This is a genomic window from Achromobacter sp. CSND-B12, assembly GCF_052906545.1.
On record NZ_JBREGJ010000001.1, the window covers coordinates 3,358,769 to 3,374,655 of the forward strand.

General features: G+C 66.3%; 15 protein-coding genes. 11 read left to right on the plus strand and 4 right to left on the minus strand.

Going from position 1 to position 15,887, the window contains the following annotated elements:
- Nucleotides 1–22: 22 nt before the first annotated feature.
- Nucleotides 23–511: an Lrp/AsnC family transcriptional regulator gene (locus ACUTAG_RS15810; RefSeq protein ID WP_054498164.1), complete on the minus strand. Its 489-nt coding sequence runs from the start codon at nt 509–511 to the stop codon at nt 23–25.
- 151 nt (nt 512–662) lie between these two features.
- On the opposite strand from ACUTAG_RS15810, the gene glmS reads away from it, so the two are divergent.
- Nucleotides 663–2,495, plus strand: a complete 1,833-nt coding sequence (gene glmS, locus ACUTAG_RS15815; protein WP_020925581.1) for a glutamine--fructose-6-phosphate transaminase (isomerizing) — start codon at nt 663–665, stop codon at nt 2,493–2,495.
- 141 nt (nt 2,496–2,636) lie between these two features.
- On the opposite strand, the gene ACUTAG_RS15820 is transcribed toward glmS, so the two are convergent.
- Together ACUTAG_RS15820 and ACUTAG_RS15825 are read right to left on the minus strand one after the other, a co-directional pair.
- Nucleotides 2,637–3,656, minus strand: coding sequence for a zinc-dependent alcohol dehydrogenase family protein (locus tag ACUTAG_RS15820; RefSeq protein WP_054506092.1), 1,020 nt, complete (start codon nt 3,654–3,656; stop codon nt 2,637–2,639).
- Nucleotides 3,657–3,836: 180 nt separating this feature from the next.
- Nucleotides 3,837–4,679, minus strand: a complete 843-nt coding sequence (locus ACUTAG_RS15825; RefSeq protein WP_148317765.1) for a class I SAM-dependent methyltransferase — start codon at nt 4,677–4,679, stop codon at nt 3,837–3,839.
- A gap of 199 nt (nt 4,680–4,878) precedes the next feature.
- Between ACUTAG_RS15825 and ACUTAG_RS15830 the strand changes: the two genes are divergently transcribed.
- The 10 genes from ACUTAG_RS15830 to ACUTAG_RS15875 all read left to right on the plus strand — a co-directional run bounded on the left by ACUTAG_RS15830 (nt 4,879) and on the right by ACUTAG_RS15875 (nt 15,332).
- Complete coding sequence (locus ACUTAG_RS15830) at nt 4,879–5,358, plus strand: RrF2 family transcriptional regulator (protein ID WP_006388111.1); 480 nt, start codon at nt 4,879–4,881, stop codon at nt 5,356–5,358.
- A gap of 69 nt (nt 5,359–5,427) precedes the next feature.
- The gene (locus ACUTAG_RS15835) at nt 5,428–6,621 is read left to right on the plus strand and encodes an MFS transporter (protein ID WP_262352242.1); all 1,194 of its coding nucleotides are present in this window, start codon (nt 5,428–5,430) and stop codon (nt 6,619–6,621) included.
- A gap of 98 nt (nt 6,622–6,719) precedes the next feature.
- Nucleotides 6,720–6,959 carry a hypothetical protein gene (locus tag ACUTAG_RS15840; RefSeq protein ID WP_157140538.1) on the plus strand — a complete coding sequence of 80 codons (240 nt, stop codon included), beginning with the start codon at nt 6,720–6,722 and terminating at the stop codon, nt 6,957–6,959.
- 53 nt (nt 6,960–7,012) lie between these two features.
- Complete coding sequence (locus ACUTAG_RS15845) at nt 7,013–7,765, plus strand: helix-turn-helix domain-containing protein (protein ID WP_049055328.1); 753 nt, start codon at nt 7,013–7,015, stop codon at nt 7,763–7,765.
- Nucleotides 7,766–7,952: 187 nt separating this feature from the next.
- A complete protein-coding gene (locus tag ACUTAG_RS15850; protein WP_054517896.1) occupies nt 7,953–10,109 on the plus strand; it encodes a TonB-dependent siderophore receptor in 2,157 nt (718 codons plus the stop codon).
- On the plus strand, nt 10,037–11,056 hold the full coding sequence (gene fepB / locus ACUTAG_RS15855) for a Fe2+-enterobactin ABC transporter substrate-binding protein (protein WP_262352241.1): 1,020 nt from the start codon (nt 10,037–10,039) through the stop codon (nt 11,054–11,056). Before ACUTAG_RS15850 ends, fepB begins: the two co-directional genes overlap by 73 nt.
- Nucleotides 11,053–12,078 carry a FecCD family ABC transporter permease gene (locus tag ACUTAG_RS15860; protein ID WP_006388116.1) on the plus strand — a complete coding sequence of 342 codons (1,026 nt, stop codon included), beginning with the start codon at nt 11,053–11,055 and terminating at the stop codon, nt 12,076–12,078. The genes fepB and ACUTAG_RS15860 overlap by 4 nt, the downstream gene beginning before the upstream one ends.
- 1 nt (nt 12,079) lies before the next feature.
- Nucleotides 12,080–13,123 (plus strand): FecCD family ABC transporter permease, encoded by a 1,044-nt coding sequence (locus ACUTAG_RS15865; protein ID WP_148317762.1) that lies wholly within the window; start codon nt 12,080–12,082, stop codon nt 13,121–13,123.
- Between the two features lie 23 nt (nt 13,124–13,146).
- Nucleotides 13,147–13,968, plus strand: coding sequence for an ABC transporter ATP-binding protein (locus ACUTAG_RS15870; RefSeq protein ID WP_050807753.1), 822 nt, complete (start codon nt 13,147–13,149; stop codon nt 13,966–13,968).
- 26 nt (nt 13,969–13,994) lie between these two features.
- On the plus strand, nt 13,995–15,332 hold the full coding sequence (locus tag ACUTAG_RS15875) for an NtaA/DmoA family FMN-dependent monooxygenase (protein ID WP_148317760.1): 1,338 nt from the start codon (nt 13,995–13,997) through the stop codon (nt 15,330–15,332).
- Here ACUTAG_RS15875 and ACUTAG_RS15880 read toward each other — a convergent pair.
- On the minus strand, nt 15,329–15,820 hold the full coding sequence (locus tag ACUTAG_RS15880) for a hypothetical protein (protein ID WP_233638905.1): 492 nt from the start codon (nt 15,818–15,820) through the stop codon (nt 15,329–15,331). The two genes, ACUTAG_RS15875 and ACUTAG_RS15880, sit on opposite strands and share 4 nt — an antisense overlap.
- Nucleotides 15,821–15,887 lie beyond the last annotated feature (67 nt).

Here is a 15,887-nt window from a genome sequence, read left to right on the forward strand (position 1 = left end):
TCGTGCGCTCCGGCCGCGGTGCTTACCCGCGCACGTCGATGCGGGTCTCGAACTTGGCGCGGTGCACCGAGAAGAACGTGCGCACGTTGCGCACGTTGGCGTGCGCGGTGAAGGCGCGGTGCGCCAGCGCGTGATAGGCCGGCATGTCCTTGACCTGCGCGATCACCACGAAATCCGGTCCCGGCGACACGCGGTAGCACTGCAGCACCGCCGGTTCGGCCAGCATGATCCGTTCGAAGGCATCCAGGCTTTCGGCCGCCTGCACGTCCAGCGTGATCTCGACGATGGCCGTCAGCGTGCTGCCCAGCTTGTCGGGCGCCAGGATGGCCACCTGGCGCGCAATCACGCCTTCTTCCACCAGGCGCCGCACCCGTCGCAGGCAGGTCGGCGGCGAGGCGTGCACGCGCGCGGCCAGTTCCTGGTTGGTCAGCGAGTTGTCGTCTTGCAACTGTTCCAGGATGCGCAGGTCCAGATCGTCCAACTCAGGCAGGGTGACCGGCTGGTTTTGCATGATTAATTCATGAATGCATGATTAGTGAAATATTATTTAATCACAAATATGTAAGCGAATAAACTGTCAAATATGACCAGATAAAGAAATCAAATTTCTTGGCGGGACGCGCACAATGCGTTCCGTACTCGAACTTTCAGGAGTCTCTCCTATGTGCGGCATTGTTGGCGCCGTCGCCCAGCGCGACATCACCCCGATCCTGGTCGAAGGCCTGAAGCGGCTGGAATACCGCGGCTATGACTCCTGCGGCGTCGCCGTCTACGCCGACGGCCACCTGCGCCGCACGCGCAGCACCCAGCGCGTGGCCGAGCTGGCCGAACAGGTCGCGCAGGACAAGGTGCAAGGTTTCACCGGCATCGCCCACACCCGCTGGGCCACGCACGGCGTGCCGGCCACGCACAATGCCCACCCGCATTTCTCGCACCTGGGCAACGACGAGCCGCGCATCGCGCTGGTGCACAACGGCATCATCGAGAACCACGACGAACTGCGCGCCGAGCTGCAGGCCGTGGGCTACGTCTTCGAAAGCCAGACCGACACCGAAGTGATCGCGCACCTGGTCAACCACCTGTATGCCGGCGACCTGTTCGAGGCCGTGCAGAACGCCGTGCGCCGCCTGCATGGCGCCTACGCCATCGCCGTGTTCTGCCGCGACGAGCCGCACCGCGTGGTCGGCGCGCGCCAGGGTTCGCCGCTGGTGGTGGGCGTGGGCCAGAACGAGAACTTCCTGGCCTCGGACGCGCTGGCGCTGGCCGGCACCACCGACCAGATCATCTACCTGGAAGACGGCGACGTCGTCGACCTGCAGTTGGCGCGCGTCTGGATCGTGGACGCCAACGGCAAGAATGTGGAACGCCAGGTGCATACCGTGCAGGTGCACACCGGCGCGGCTGAACTCGGCCCCTACCGCCACTACATGCAGAAGGAGATCTTCGAGCAGCCGCGCGCCGTCGGCGACACGCTGCAGGACATCGAGGCCATCACGCCCGAACTGTTCGGCGACGACGCCTACAAGATCTTCAAGGACATCGACTCGCTGCTGATCCTGGCCTGCGGCACCAGCTACTACGCCGGCCTGACCGCCAAGTACTGGATCGAATCGATCGCCAAGATCCCCGTGGCGGTCGAAATCGCCAGCGAATATCGCTACCGCGACAGCGTGCCGAACCCGCGCTCGCTGGTCGTCACGATCTCGCAGTCGGGCGAAACCGCCGACACGCTGGCCGCGCTCAAGCACGCCCGCTCGCTGGGCATGGAAAACACGCTGACCATCTGCAACGTGTCCACCAGCGCCATGGTGCGCGAATGCAAGCTGTCGTACATCACCCGCGCCGGCGTCGAAATCGGCGTGGCCTCGACCAAGGCCTTCACCACGCAGCTGACCGCGCTGTTCCTGCTGACGCTGGCGCTGGCGCAAGTGCGCGGCCGCCTGACAGACGAGCAGGAGGCCGAGCACCTGAAGGCGCTGCGCCACCTGCCCGTGGCCATCGGCTCGGTGCTGGCGCTGGAACCGCAGATCATGGCCTGGGCCGACCGTTTCGCCTCGAAGGAAAACGCGCTGTTCCTGGGCCGCGGCATGCACTACCCGATCGCGCTGGAAGGCGCGCTCAAGCTCAAGGAAATCAGCTACATCCACGCCGAAGCCTATCCGGCCGGCGAACTCAAGCATGGCCCGCTGGCCCTGGTGACCGAGCACATGCCCGTGGTCACCATCGCGCCCAAGGACGAGCTGCTGGAAAAGCTGAAGTCCAACATGCAGGAAGTGCGCGCGCGCGGCGGCGAGCTGTACGTGTTCGCCGACGCCGACAGCAAGATCCAGAGCGCCGAAGGCATGCATGTGATCCGCATGCCCGAGCACTACGGCAAGCTGTCGCCGATCCTGCACACGGTGCCGCTGCAGCTGCTGTCGTACCACACGGCCTGCGCCCGTGGCACCGACGTGGACAAGCCGCGCAATCTGGCCAAGAGCGTGACGGTGGAGTGATGCCTCGGGGCGTGGCCCCGATGTTGAAAACGAGAAATAAGGTCGGTGTCTCAACAACGCCCGACGCGACTTTCCGCATTTGAAGAGCGTTGTCTCTCGACACCTGGGCCGCCATCAAGGCGGCCTTTTTCTTTGTGCCGTTCAGCGGTCGACGCGGATCACGATCTTGCCGAAGTGACGGCCCGAGGCCAGGCGCTCGAACGCGGCCGGCGCCTCGTCGAAACCGTAGACCCGGTCTATCACCGGCGCGATGCCGGCGCTGTCGACCAGCCGCGTCACATCTTCCAGCATCTTGCGGCTGCCCACCAGAATGCCCTCCAGGCGCTTGTGGCCGGCGATCAACGCCAAGGGCGAGACTGGCACCGAGTCAAAACCGCTGACACCGCCGATGATGCCGACCGCGCCGCCGTGCCGGACCGCCGCGACCGAGCGTTCCAGCGTGCCCTCGCCGCCGACTTCCAGCACCACGTGGGCGCCTTCGCCGCCGGTGACGCGCAGCACTTCGTCCTGCCATTCGGGGTTGTCGCGGTAGTTGATCACGTGGTCCGCGCCCAACTCGCGCGCCCGCGCCAGTTTCTCGTTGCTGGACGAGGTGATGATGGCGCGCAGGCCCGCTGCCTTGGCCAGTTGCAGGCCCCAGATCGATACCCCGCCGGTGCCCAGCAGCAAGGCGGTCTGGCCGGCTTTGGCGCGTCCCGCGACGAACAGGGCGCTCCAGGCGGTGACGGCGGCGCATGGCAAGGTCGCGGCCTGTTCATCCGAGAGCGAATCGGGAATGGCGACCAGGGAGTGCTCGGAGAAAATGACCTCGCTGGCCAGCACGCCGTCGCTGGCGGCGCCCGGCACCCGCGCGGTGTTGACGGGGTCGGACTCGCCATCGATCCAGTCCGGAAAGAAGGCGCCCATCACCCGGTCGCCCGGCCGGTAGCGTGTGACCCCGGCGCCGACGTCCACGACTTCACCAGCGGCGTCGGACGCTGGAATGACGGGGGCGTCCGCCGGTTTCAGGTAGCCGCCACGCGCGACCATCAGGTCGCGGAAGTTCAGCGAAACGGCCTTGACGCGCACGCGCACCTCATGGGGACCGGGTGCGCGCGCTGCCAGCGCCCCGCGTTGCAACGAGCCGATACCCTGGCCGGCGGTGATCCGATATGCCTGCATGGTGATGTCCTCTGTCTTGGTTCCAGAGAGCCGCACGGCGCGGCCCAGTGCACGTAAGATATCCGGGACCCGCGCTATCCAGTGACGTCATGTATTCCCTTCAATGTTGCCTGCAAGGAACCAGTGAGGTCGCTACGCCAACTCCCGCCAGGCCATTGCCACTTACATTGCCTCCATCCGCTACCGCGGCGTCGGGCGTGGATCGCGTTGAATGGTGTAGCGAAGGAGATGGTTCATGCGCCGGAGGACGGGGATCGCGAGCATGATGCCGATGGATATTCTCGACAGCAGGGAAAACCGCGCGACGTCATCGCGGCGATAGCAGTCGGCCTCTTCGGCCAGTTTCAGCGGCGGCGCAAGTGCCTCCAGCTCACGCGGGTCGTCGATTCCCCACTTCAACTGCGCGCCGGTGGCGCGCACCGACGGAATGCGCTGGACGAAGCGAACGCCCAGGGAACTGAGCGCGTCACAGATGAATTCCCCGTGTTGAAACCTGGAAACGATACCCCCGAGTAGCGCCCTGACGTCGTCTCGCGACAGGTACATCAGCAGGCCCTCCGCGATTACGAGCACCGGCAGGTCGGCGGGAACCTGCTCAAGCCACGCGACATCCTGGACAGCGGATGCGATCAGGAAATAGCCTTCCTGCATCGCGAAAAGCCGGCGCCGAAGGTCGACCACCTCGGGGTAGTCGACGTCGTACCAGCGCACGCCTGGCGCTGGGGCGATGCGGAAGTAGCGCGTATCCAGCCCGCAACCCAGGTGAAGTACGACGCATCGAGGATGGCGTTCGATGAAGCGGCGCGCCCATTCGTCAAGATGGTGGGCGCGCATCGCCAGACCGATCATCATGTCGCGGCCGACCTTGAGCCTGGCGAAGTCATAATCGATGCGCTTCAACGCTTCCGCGGCATAGCGGTCGTTCAGGAGCGAGTCGCCCAGTTCGGATTCGCCGGCCTTCGCGAACAGCGTGATCAGCAGGGTCTCCTTCTCCTGCGTCAGGTGCACTTTCTCTGGTTTCATTGCGCTACCCTCATTGATGTGCCGCGTCGTTGGTTGACGGTGCAATTTATCTAGATATAATTTATCCAAATTAAAGCGGCGAAGCTACCTGCCGGATGGTGCGCGAAACAGCCCGTCGTTGCGGATGTTGGCCTATCGATGGCAACAGCGCTGCATGCGTTGCGTAATTTCATATCGATCACTGGAAATTGTAAATAGCATGAAGATGAGCGAAGGTGTTGAATGGGCATTGCACTGTTGCCTGACCCTGGCGTGGGTCGGCAATGACGGGCCGGTGCCGACATCCAGGCTCGCCGCCGCATTCGAACTGCCTTCGCACTATCTGAACAAGTTTCTCCAGAGTCTGGTGCGTGCCGGAATTTTCACTTCTTCGGCGGGCGCCAAGGGGGGCTTTCAACTCGCGAAGGCTCCCGAGGCGATCTCCCTGTTGGATGTCGTGATGGCCATCGAGGGAGATGAGTGGGCATTCCGGTGCACCGAAATCAGGCAGCGTGGCGCGGGATGTCTTGCCAAGCCAAACGACTTCGCGCGTCCCTGTGGAATCGCCGCCGCCATGCAGCGAGCCGAGACCGCATGGAGAAAGGAACTGGCCGCGCAGACCATTGCCGATCTGATAAAGGCATCTCCGCCATCAGGGAGCCAGCGAATGAAGCAATGGTATGCGGGCTATTCAAGCTAGCCGTCGGAAAAGAGGGTTTCCCTCTTTTTTTGGTTCGTTAATCTAGATATAAAATATCCTGATATGAAAATGGAAAACGTCGAACAATCAAGGCGCTCCCTGGGCTCAACCCTGGTTTTGGCCCTGGGTACGTTTGCGGTCGGTATGGATGCATTCATCGTTTCCGCATTTCTGCCGGAGATGGCCGAAGACTTGTCTGTGAGCGCATCGATGGCCGGCTGGTCGGTCACTGCGTTCGCCCTTGCCTATGCATTGCTTGCCCCGATCATCGCGACGATGACTTCCACGGTGGCCCGGCGCCGGCTGCTTGTGTCGTCGCTGCTTTTGCTCGGCCTTGCCAACATCGCTTCCGCGGCATGTATGACATTGGGGCTTCTCATACTGACGCGGATAGCCGCCGCCGCATCGGCAGCGGCCTACACCCCGAACGCGGGGGCGACGGCTGCCGCCATGGTGCATCCCGGTCAGCGGGCGCGAGCGCTTTCCGTCGTGATCGGAGGGCTCACCGTTGCCACTGCATTGGGCGTTCCGCTTGGCCATGCGATCAGCGTGTTCATGAACTGGCGCGCCTCATTGGCTTTTGTCGGCGTTCTTGCGTTCGCGGCGGCGGCAACGGTCTTTCTCGTGATGAAACCCATGCCCGGAGGCGCCGCCATCGGTTTGCGGCAACGATTGTCGGTGCTTGCAAGACCAGGTGTCGTGGGCATACTGATGCTCACGGTTTTCGGGATGGCAGCGGCTTACTCGGCGTACGCCTTCGTCATCTCCATCCTGGAAGGCTTTCAGATCCCGCCCGCCAATTTCACCATGATGCTGTTCATGTATGGGCTTGGCGCCTTTTGCGGCAACTATCTTTCCGGGTGGGCTACGGACAGGCACGGGCCGATCATGACGCTTGCCTGCGCATACCTTGTCATGACCTTGGCCCTTGGCGGCCTGGGCCTCATGTCCGGCGGGAAAGGACTTGAAGCGATCTATCCGATTTCTTTCCTGATAGCGTGCTGGGGGGGCAGCAGCTGGGCCCAGTCACCCGCACAGCAGCAAAGGCTGATCAGCCTGGCTCCACAGGAAGCCAACCTGGTCATTGCGCTGAACTCTTCGGGAATCTATATCGGGATCGCTATCGGGACAATGATAGGCGGCCAGCTGATTGGCCTGGGCGGGTCGTATCCGTTATGGGCCGGGGCGGCACTGGCTGCAATTGCGATGTGCTACATCATGATGTCTGGAAGTACAGGGCGCCAAGGCTCCGATCGCGGATAGCGCTGGGCAGTCGAGCGGCGCCGGGTCGGGCCCCCGGCACGTAGCCGCGCCGGAATCGGGCACCTTGAGAACATAACCTGGGGCTGGCCGGGGATGCCGTGAGCCAGGCCGCGCGCTTCCATCGCGGTCAGCACAGCGACAACATTCTCACGCTGAAACTGGTTCTTGCCACACAGGACTGCAAAAAATATAATGAGAATCGTTTTCATAAACGTGTCGTGGCCATCCTCGTCCCGAACGGCGGCCGCTTTTTTTTATGGCAAGCACCCAGTCCGGTGCGCCTGGCTTGGCCAGCGCGCCGCCCTTGCGGAAATTCCATCGCCTGCGACCCGGCCTGAGCTTGCAGCTTGCTTGCGAGGCCGGTGGCGAGTCGTCGACGGGGTTGGCGACTGTGGACGATTCCCTGCGGATCGTACTGGTGCTCGACGGCAGGATCGACGTCAGCTACGGCCGGGCCGCGCTGAATCTGGTTCGTGGCCAGGGGGCCGACGCGGGTCTGGTGATGCTGCGCGAACCCGAGGAATGCCGGCGTGTGGTGCGAGGGGGAGAATCGTCGCGGCGTGTCAGCATCGGCGTGAGCCGGCAGTGGCTGGAACAGTCGCTCGGCGAGACCGCGGTGATTGCGCCGCATCTGGCGACGCGCTGCTGGAGCGCATCCACGCGGATCCGGCTGCTGGCCGAGCAGTTGCTGAGTCCTCCGCCTATGCCGCGACAGCTGGGCAGCCTCTACCTTGAATGCCGTGCCATCGAACTGGTCATCGAGGCGCTGTCGCATGGCAGGGCGGGCGATTGCCATGGCACCGATCCCATGCCGTTGCCCGCGGCGGTTCATCGTCGTATGGTCGATCTTACGCATTGGCTGCGCCGCCACGCCGACCAGCCCTTGAGCATCGACCAGATCGCGCGCCACATGAATACCACGGCCACCACGCTGCAACGCCATTTCCGGCAGGCGCTGGGGATCACGGTGTTCGACTTCCTGCAGCACGAGCGCCTGCGCCTGGCCCGCCACGCCCTGGAATCCGAGGGGGTGAGCGTGACGCAGGCCGCGGCCATGGCCGGCTATGCCAATCCGGGCAGTTTCTCCACGGCATTCCGCCGCCACTTCGGGCTGACGCCGAACCAGGTGCGCGCCCGCCTGTAAATCCCCGCGCGGCCGCGGCGATTGCCGTTTGCGCGAACGATTCCGCCGTTTCCACAAACGACGTGTGCCGCGCTCCCGTGCTCTACTTTTCTGAGAACGAATCTTATTTGCTTTCAGGAGAAGTCCCGTGCCCGCCGTCGTCCCGATGCGTCCTCATTCCCGCCGTGTCGCGCGTCCGACCGGGCGCTTGGCTTATCCCTTGTTGGCGGCGCTGCTCGTCCAGGCGGGAACCGCGCTGGCGGCCGACGATGCGATGAGCCTGGAAGCGGTGACGGTGAATGCCTACCGCCCGGCGGAGACGATCGGAGGGTCGACCAAGACCGATACGCCGTTGCGTGAAGTGCCGCAGTCGGTGTCGGTGATCGAGCGGCGCGAGATGGATCTGCGCGGCGTGAGGAATCTCAACGAAGCCACGCGCTACACCGCGGGCGTGCTGCCCGAGAGCCAGGGCATCGACAACCGCGTGGATGATCTCTACATCCGCGGTTTCGATGCCGGCAGCTTTGGCGCGAACGTGATGCTGGACGGCCTGCGCGCGCCGTCGGACACCAGCCTGAGCTGGAACCGGACGTCCTTCAACACCTGGAACCTGGAGCGCGTCGAGGTGCTGAAAGGCCCGTCCAGCGTGTTGTACGGCCAACTGGCCCCTGGCGGCATGGTGAACCAGGTCAGCAAGCTGCCGACGCCGGAGCAGGATCAGGTGGTGCAGTTGCAGCTGGATAGTCATGGGCGCGCGCAGACGGCGTTCGACCTGGGCGGGGCCAATGGGGACGAAAACGTGCTGTGGCGGCTGGTGGGCCTGTATGGCGATGGGTCCACCCAGATCAAGCACACCGACCACGAGCAGTGGTTCATCGCGCCCAGCGCCACCATGTACTTCAATGACCATGCCACGCGCCTGACGCTGCTGGGGATGTACCAACAGGATCGCGGCGGCAGCACCTTCCAGTTCCTGCCCTACGAGGGCACCGTCGTGCCGGCCGCCGAGGGCTACATCAAGAACACGACGTTCCTGGGCGAACCCGACTGGAACACTTACGACCGCAATATATGGACCGCCGGCTGGCAGCTCGAACACCAGTTCAACGACGCCTGGAAAGTCAGCCAGAACGCGCGCTACACGCATGTGGACTCGTTGTACCGCGCCACGGTTGGCAATGGCGTGCGCGGCGCCGCGCTTACCAACCTGAGCACGCTCATCGGCGGCCGCATCCTGAATCGTCGCGCGGTCCAGGGCGAGGGCGACTCCGATGCGCAGACCATCGATACACGCGTGGAGGGCAAGTTCGCGACCGGGCCGGTCGCCCATACCATGGTCGCCGGTTTCGACTGGCAGAAGACGCAGTGGACCTTCCTGCGCCAAGCGGCGGCGGTGTCGCCCGCTGCCATCGCCATCAATGTGTACGACCCCGTCTACACCCACTACGATTTCGAACCGACACTGGCGCCGCAGATGTCCACCCGCGAGACCGATTCGCAGTATGGCGTGTATCTGCAGGACCAGATCGCGCTGGACCGCTGGCGCTTCACGCTGGGCGGCCGACAGGACTGGACGCGCATGGATTCACTCAATCGCCTGACGGGGACGCGCCAGGTGACCCGCGACGAGGCCTTCACCGGCCGCGCCGGCGTCACGTATCTGTTCGACAATGGGCTGGCGCCCTACTTCAGCTATTCGGAGTCGTTCCAGCCGACCGGCGGAACGACGCGTTCGGGCAGCGCCTTCAAGCCCACCACCGGCAAGCAGTGGGAGGCGGGCATCAAGTACGAACCGCGCGCCATTGACGGCATGATCACGTTGTCGGCCTACGAGCTGTCGCAGCAGAACGTGCTGACGGCCGACCCGCTCAACGAAGCCGACGAGGCCTACCAGGTGCAGACCGGCAAGGTGCGGGTGCGCGGCATCGAGCTGGAAGGCCGTGTCACGCCGCTGCGCGGGCTGAGCCTCATCGGCGCCGTCACCCGCATGGATTCCAAGGTGGTGCGCAGCAACGATGGCAATACCGGCAACCGCATGATCCGCGTGCCCGACTGGATGGGCTCGATGTGGGTCGATTACACCTTCCATGGCGGTCCGCTGGCCGGCCTGGGCATGGGCGCGGGCGTGCGCTACGTCGGCCCGACTTATGGCGACCTGGCCAACTACCTGCATATTCCCGGCTACACGCTGTTCGACGCCGCGCTGCGCTATGACGCCGGCAAGATCGGCGGCATGAACCTGCAACTGGCGCTCAATGGCAGCAACCTGGCCGACAAGCGGTATGTGGCCACGTGCTCGGCCGCCACCTCGTGCTATTACGGCACGGGCCGCACGGTCATGGCGACCGCGAGGCTCACGTGGTGAGTGCGGGCTGGCCCATAACTGCGTGGCTGCTGCTGGTGTTGTCGCTGACGGTGGCGGTCTTCCTGCCGGCGTCCGCGCTGGCCGATGATGGGTGGCCGCGCCGTTTCGACAATGCCGACGGCACGCGGACAATGCTGGCTGCCGCCCCGCGGCGCGTCCTGTCGACGTCGGTCACGGTGACCGGCACGCTGCTGGCCATCGAAGCGCCGGTGATCGCCAGTGCCGGCAATGCCAACGGCCGTTTTTTCGACCAATGGGCGGCAGTGGCGCGCGCACGCGGTCTCAAGCCGTCATGGCCGGCCGGGCAGGTGGACCTGGAGGCCGCCTACGCGGCGCGGCCCGATCTGATCGTTGTTTCCGCCACGGGCGCGGATTCGGCGCGCGAGCAACTCGACGCCTTGCGCGCGATCGCGCCGGTCATCGTGGTGGACTACAGCCACCAGACCTGGCAGGAACCGGCCCTGCAGCTGGGCCGGGCGCTGGGCACGGAGGCCGCCGCGACGCGCGCCGTCGCCGGTTTCGATGCCCGGGTTGCCGCGGCGCGTGCCCGCTTGCGCGTACCGCAGGGCAAGGTGAACATCATCAGCTATAACGGCCCGGGCACCAACAATCCCATCGCCACGCCGGCCAGCCCGCATGCGCGGCTGCTGGCGGCCCTGGGGTTTCGGATCGAGGCGCCGGATCCGGCCTGGCACGTCGCGCTGGGCCGCCCCGGAGACTTCGTCTGGGCGCCGTATGAAGCGCTGACCCGCTTGACCGCGCAAACCACCTTCGTGTTGCGCGCGGATGCCGACGATGCCGAGGCGATGTTGCGCGATCCGGTGCTGGCCAACCTGCCTTCGGTACGCGCGCGCCAGGTCTATGGCCTGGGCCGGGACGCTTTTCGCATAGATGCGTACAGCGCGGGCCAGATCCTCGACGCGCTGCTCGAACGGTTCGGGACATGACGCCGATGCCAAGGGCGCGCACGCCGCTTGCGCGTCGCCATACCTGGTGCTTGTTGCTGGCCTGTGCCCTTGCGATTGCCTTGCTGGCGCCGCTGAGCCTGATGATGGGGGCGCGTCCGCTGTCGCTGACGACGGTGAGGCAGGCCTTGGCCGCCTTCGATCCGCTCGACAGCGCGCACCTCATGGTGCGTCACCTGCGCTTGCCGCGCACGCTACTGGCGCTGGCGGCCGGAGCGGCGCTGGGCGCCGCCGGGGCGTTGATGCAGACTTTGACCCGTAACCCGCTGGCCGATCCAGGGCTGCTGGGCGTCAATGCGGGCGCGGCGCTTGCCATCGCCGCGGCCACGGCACTGGGCGTCGTGCACGGCCCGGTCGCGCAACTGCTGGCCGGCCTGGGCGGAGCGGCGCTGGCGGGCGCGCTGGTCCATGCCATTGGCGGCCTGCATCGCGGGCGCGATCCCCTGCGGCTGGTGCTGGCGGGCGCGGCCATGTCGGCGATCCTGTTTGCCGCTACGCAGATCATCACTGTCAACAGCGACGATCGCGTCTTCGACCAATTCCGCCATTGGGTGGTCGGCTCGCTGCAAGGACGCTCTGGCGCCGTGCTGGCCGTGGTGCTGCCGGCAACCGTGACGGGCGTCGCCCTGGCGCTCGCATGGGGCCGAACCCTGGACGCATTGGCGTTGGGGCGTGACCTTGGCACGACCCTGGGCACGCGGCCGTACCTGGCCTGGTCAGGCACCGCGGCGGCTATCGTGTTGCTGGCCGGCGCGGCCACCGCCGCCGCCGGGCCGCTCGCCTTCATCGGGTTGGCCGCGCCGCACCTGGCCCGCCACGCCTGCGGGTCCGCGCATCGGCGCCTGATCCCCTGCGCCGCGCTGGTCGGAGCCTGCCTGCTGCTGGCTGCCGATACGCTGGGCCGGATGATCGTCCCGCCCGACGAGATCAGCGCCGGAATCATGGCGGCGCTGCTCGGAGGACCTCTTTTTGTCGCGCTGGCGCGCCGTGCCGGTGCTTGCTGACATGCGCGATTCCGTTCCCATGCCGCCGCGGCGGTACGTGCATCGCTTCGGCTTCCTGGCCCGGCGGCGGGTTTTACTCGGTGGCCTGGCGCTCGCCCTGTGCGCCGTCATCCTGGCATTGATTGCCCTGGGGATCGGCAGCGCGGAACTGTCGCTGGGCCGCATTCTCGACATCGCGATAGGAGGATCCTCCGCCACGCCCGGTGAGCGCCTGATCCTGGGCTTTCGCCTGCCGCGGGTGCTGACCGGCCTGTCCGTGGGGGCCGCGCTGGGGGTGTCGGGGGCCGTATTCCAGTCATTGTCGCGCAATCCGCTGGGCTCGCCGGATCTGATCGGGTTCACGACGGGCGCGGCCACCGGCGCGCTGTTGCATATCGTGGTTTACGGTCCGTCCACCGTCGGCGCGGCAATGGGCGCGGTCGCTGGCGGCGCCTTGACCGCGGTCGCCGTCTGGCTGCTTGCGCGGCGCCAGGGCGCGATGGGCACGCGGCGCCTGGTGTTGGTCGGCGTTGGCGTGGGCGCGATCCTGCACGCCGTCAATGGCCTGTTGCTGGTCAAGGGCGATCTCGATCACGCATTGCTGGCGAACCTGTGGTTGTCCGGTTCGCTCAATGCGCGCGCATGGGCGCATGCCTGGCTTGCCGGCGTGGCCGTCATCCTGTTCCTGCCGCCCGTCTGGTTGTCGGTGCGCCGCCTGGCGCTGCTGGAAATGGGCGACGACGTCGCCGGGCAGCTGGGCCTGCCGGTAACCCGGGTACGGCTGGCGATGCTGTTCTGCGCGGTGATGCTGGCATCCCTGGCCACCGGCGCGGCCGGGCCGATCGCCTTTATCGCGTTGGCCGCGCCGCAGCTCGCCCGGCGCCTGCTGCGCAGCACCGGACCGTCGGTGGGCGGGGCGGCCGCCATGGGCGCCTGTCTGGTGGTGGCGGCCGACCTGCTCGGCCAGCAGACGTTCTGGCCGTTGCACCTGCCCATCGGCAAGCTGACCGGTTTGCTGGGCGGCCTGTACCTGATCTGGCTGCTGCTGCGTCGGGGCGCCCGATGATTTCCTCTCGCGGACGATTACCCATGCAAGATTGCTCTGCATCCCCGCCTTGCGCGATGGCGCTGCGCGCGCGCGGGCTGACACTGGCGCATGACCTGGGCGCGGTGTGCCAGCAGTTGGACCTCGATATTCCGGCCGGACGCATTACGGTCATCCTCGGGCCGAATGGGTGCGGCAAGTCGACGCTGTTGCGGGGATTGGCGCGCCTGTTGGCGCCGCAGGCCGGCACGGTGCTGCTCGACGGCAAGGACCTGCGGCGCTTTGGAGCGCGCGAGCTGGCCGTTCGCCTGGGCTGCCTGCCGCAGGCGCCGCAAGCCCCCGACGGCATACGGGTGGCGGAGCTGGTGGCGCGTGGCCGCTATCCGCACCAGGCGTTCTGGCAGCCGTGGCGCGCGGAGGATGACGAGGCGGTACAACGCGCGCTGGAACAGACGCGCTTGACGGCCCTGGCCGATCGGCCCGTCGACACCTTGTCCGGAGGCCAGCGCCAGCGCGCCTGGCTGGCATTCGCGCTGGCGCAGAACGCGCCTGTGATGCTGCTCGACGAACCCACCACCTACCTGGATATCGCTCACCAGCTGGAAGTGCTGGATCTGTGCCGCAGTTTGAACCAGCGGCAGGGCAAGACCCTGGTGATGGTGCTGCACGACCTGAACCAGGCCGCCCGCTATGCCGATCACATCGTGGCGCTGCGCGACGGAAAGGTGCAGGCCAGCGGCCCGCCGGCCGAGGTCATCACGCCGGAGCGGGTGCGGCGCCTGTTCGGCATCCGCTGCGTCGTGATGGCGGATCCCGTGTCCGGGACGCCGCTGGTGGTGCCCGTTTCCAGCGCCGAAACCGACTGAACCGATACTCCAAGGAATATAGCCTCATGTCATCTTCCCCTTTGTGCATCGGCCTGTCGCTGGCCGCCACATGGTTGTCCGCCTCCGGCTGGCGACGCCCGGACAGCCGGGTCGAGCAACTGCACGGCGCGCCGTTCTACCGCGATGTGGCACGCCGCGCCGAGCAGGCGTGCCTGGACTTCGTGTTCCGGCCGGATGCCTTGTTCCTGGACGTGCCGGCGCTGGCGCGCGGGCCGGGCTTCAGCAGCCTGGATCCGACGCTGCTGATGGCGGCGCTGGCGCAGGATACGCGGCATATCGGCCTGGTGACGACAGCCGCGACCTCGTTCAATCCGCCCTACGTGGTGGCGCGCCAGCTGCAATCGCTGGACTGGATCAGCGAAGGACGCGCGGGTTGGAACATCGTCACCGCGTTGGACGGCAGCCGGAATTTCGGCGATGCGCCAATGCCGCCTTCGGCGCAGCGCTATCGCAAGGCGCTCGAGTTCACCGAAGTCGTGCGCGCGTTGTGGCGCAGTTATCCGCAGGAGGCGGTGCTGGCGGACCGCGAGTCCGGGCAGTACGCGGATGTCACGCGTATCGCGCCGATCGCGCATCGCGGCGAGTATTTCAGCGTCCAGGGACCCTTGAATGTGCCTGGTCGCGCCCACGGCCGCATTCCCCTGTTCCAGGCGGGCGCGTCCGATTGGGGGCGCGATTTCGCCGCCCGCGTGGCGGATGCGGTGTTCGCCGCTACGCCCGATATCGAATGCGGCGTGGCGTTGCGCCGGGACCTGCGGCAGCGGGCGCTCGACCATGGCCGCGAGCCCGCGGCCATACGGGTGCTGCCGGGGTTGAGCCTGTATCTGGCGGCGTCGCGGGCCCAGGCCCGGGATTTGCATCGCGCGGCCCACGCGGGCCAGGACCGGGCACGCCAGCGCCTGTACGTGGGAAGGGCGCTGGGCCTGGATCTTGAACGGCTTGATCCGGACCAGCCCATCACCGTGCGCATGCTGGGGCAACCCGGGCCCGACATGCGCAGCCCCACGCACGTGCAATTGCTGCGTCGGCTGGTCGAGCGCGAGCAACCCTGTCTGCGCGAGCTGCTGGCGCGGCCGGAGGCCGCGGCATCGGCGCATTGGACCGTGGTGGGAACGGTCGACGACGCGGTGGCCGAGATCCAGCGCCGGGCCGAGGCCGGCGCGGCGGACGGGTTCATTGCGCTGCCGGGTGGGGCGATGCAGTCGCTGGATCTGCTGCTGGACGGCGTGATGCCGCGGCTGGCGGCGATGGGATTGGCGCGGCGCGCCTACGCCGGCACCACGTTCGCGAGCAACCTGGGGCTGGCCGGGAGATGCTGCGAGCCAGGTCGCGCGGTTCCCTAGTCGATGACCTTGCCCTGCCGGTCGATGTCCTGCCACTTGCCGCCTGACCACCAGCGATGTTCACCGTCGCTTTCTTCCTTGCAGCCGAAACCGACGCTGGCCTTGCCGTCTTCGTAGGGAAAGGCGCAGTCATAGACCGGGGCGACGACGATGGCGCCGGTTTCCTCGTCCGCAAAGCCGATCTTGCCGTTCAGGCGGATGCGATAGCGGCCTTCCTGGGGGTAGTCGGGCCCGTTGTCGAACAGGTAGACCTGGTAAGGCTCCTGCAAATGCCGGTCGACCACGCGAAAGCTATACGTTTTGTCGAGGTAGATGCAGTAGCGAAACGGGTTGCCGGCCACGAAGCAGTCGTCGATCCACTCGGGTTCGATGGCGCGTTGTTTCAAGGTCTGCCGGGCTTGCTCGGCGTCGGGGTCGACGTGGGTTTGCGCGGTGGCCAGGAGCGGCAACAGCAGAAAAGCGAAGCAGAGCGGGTGAAGGCGAGGCATTGCGGTAGCCGCGTCATCCGGCGCGGCGGCTGGGAGGAAAGGGGCCATCATAAGCCGGCTGCGCAGG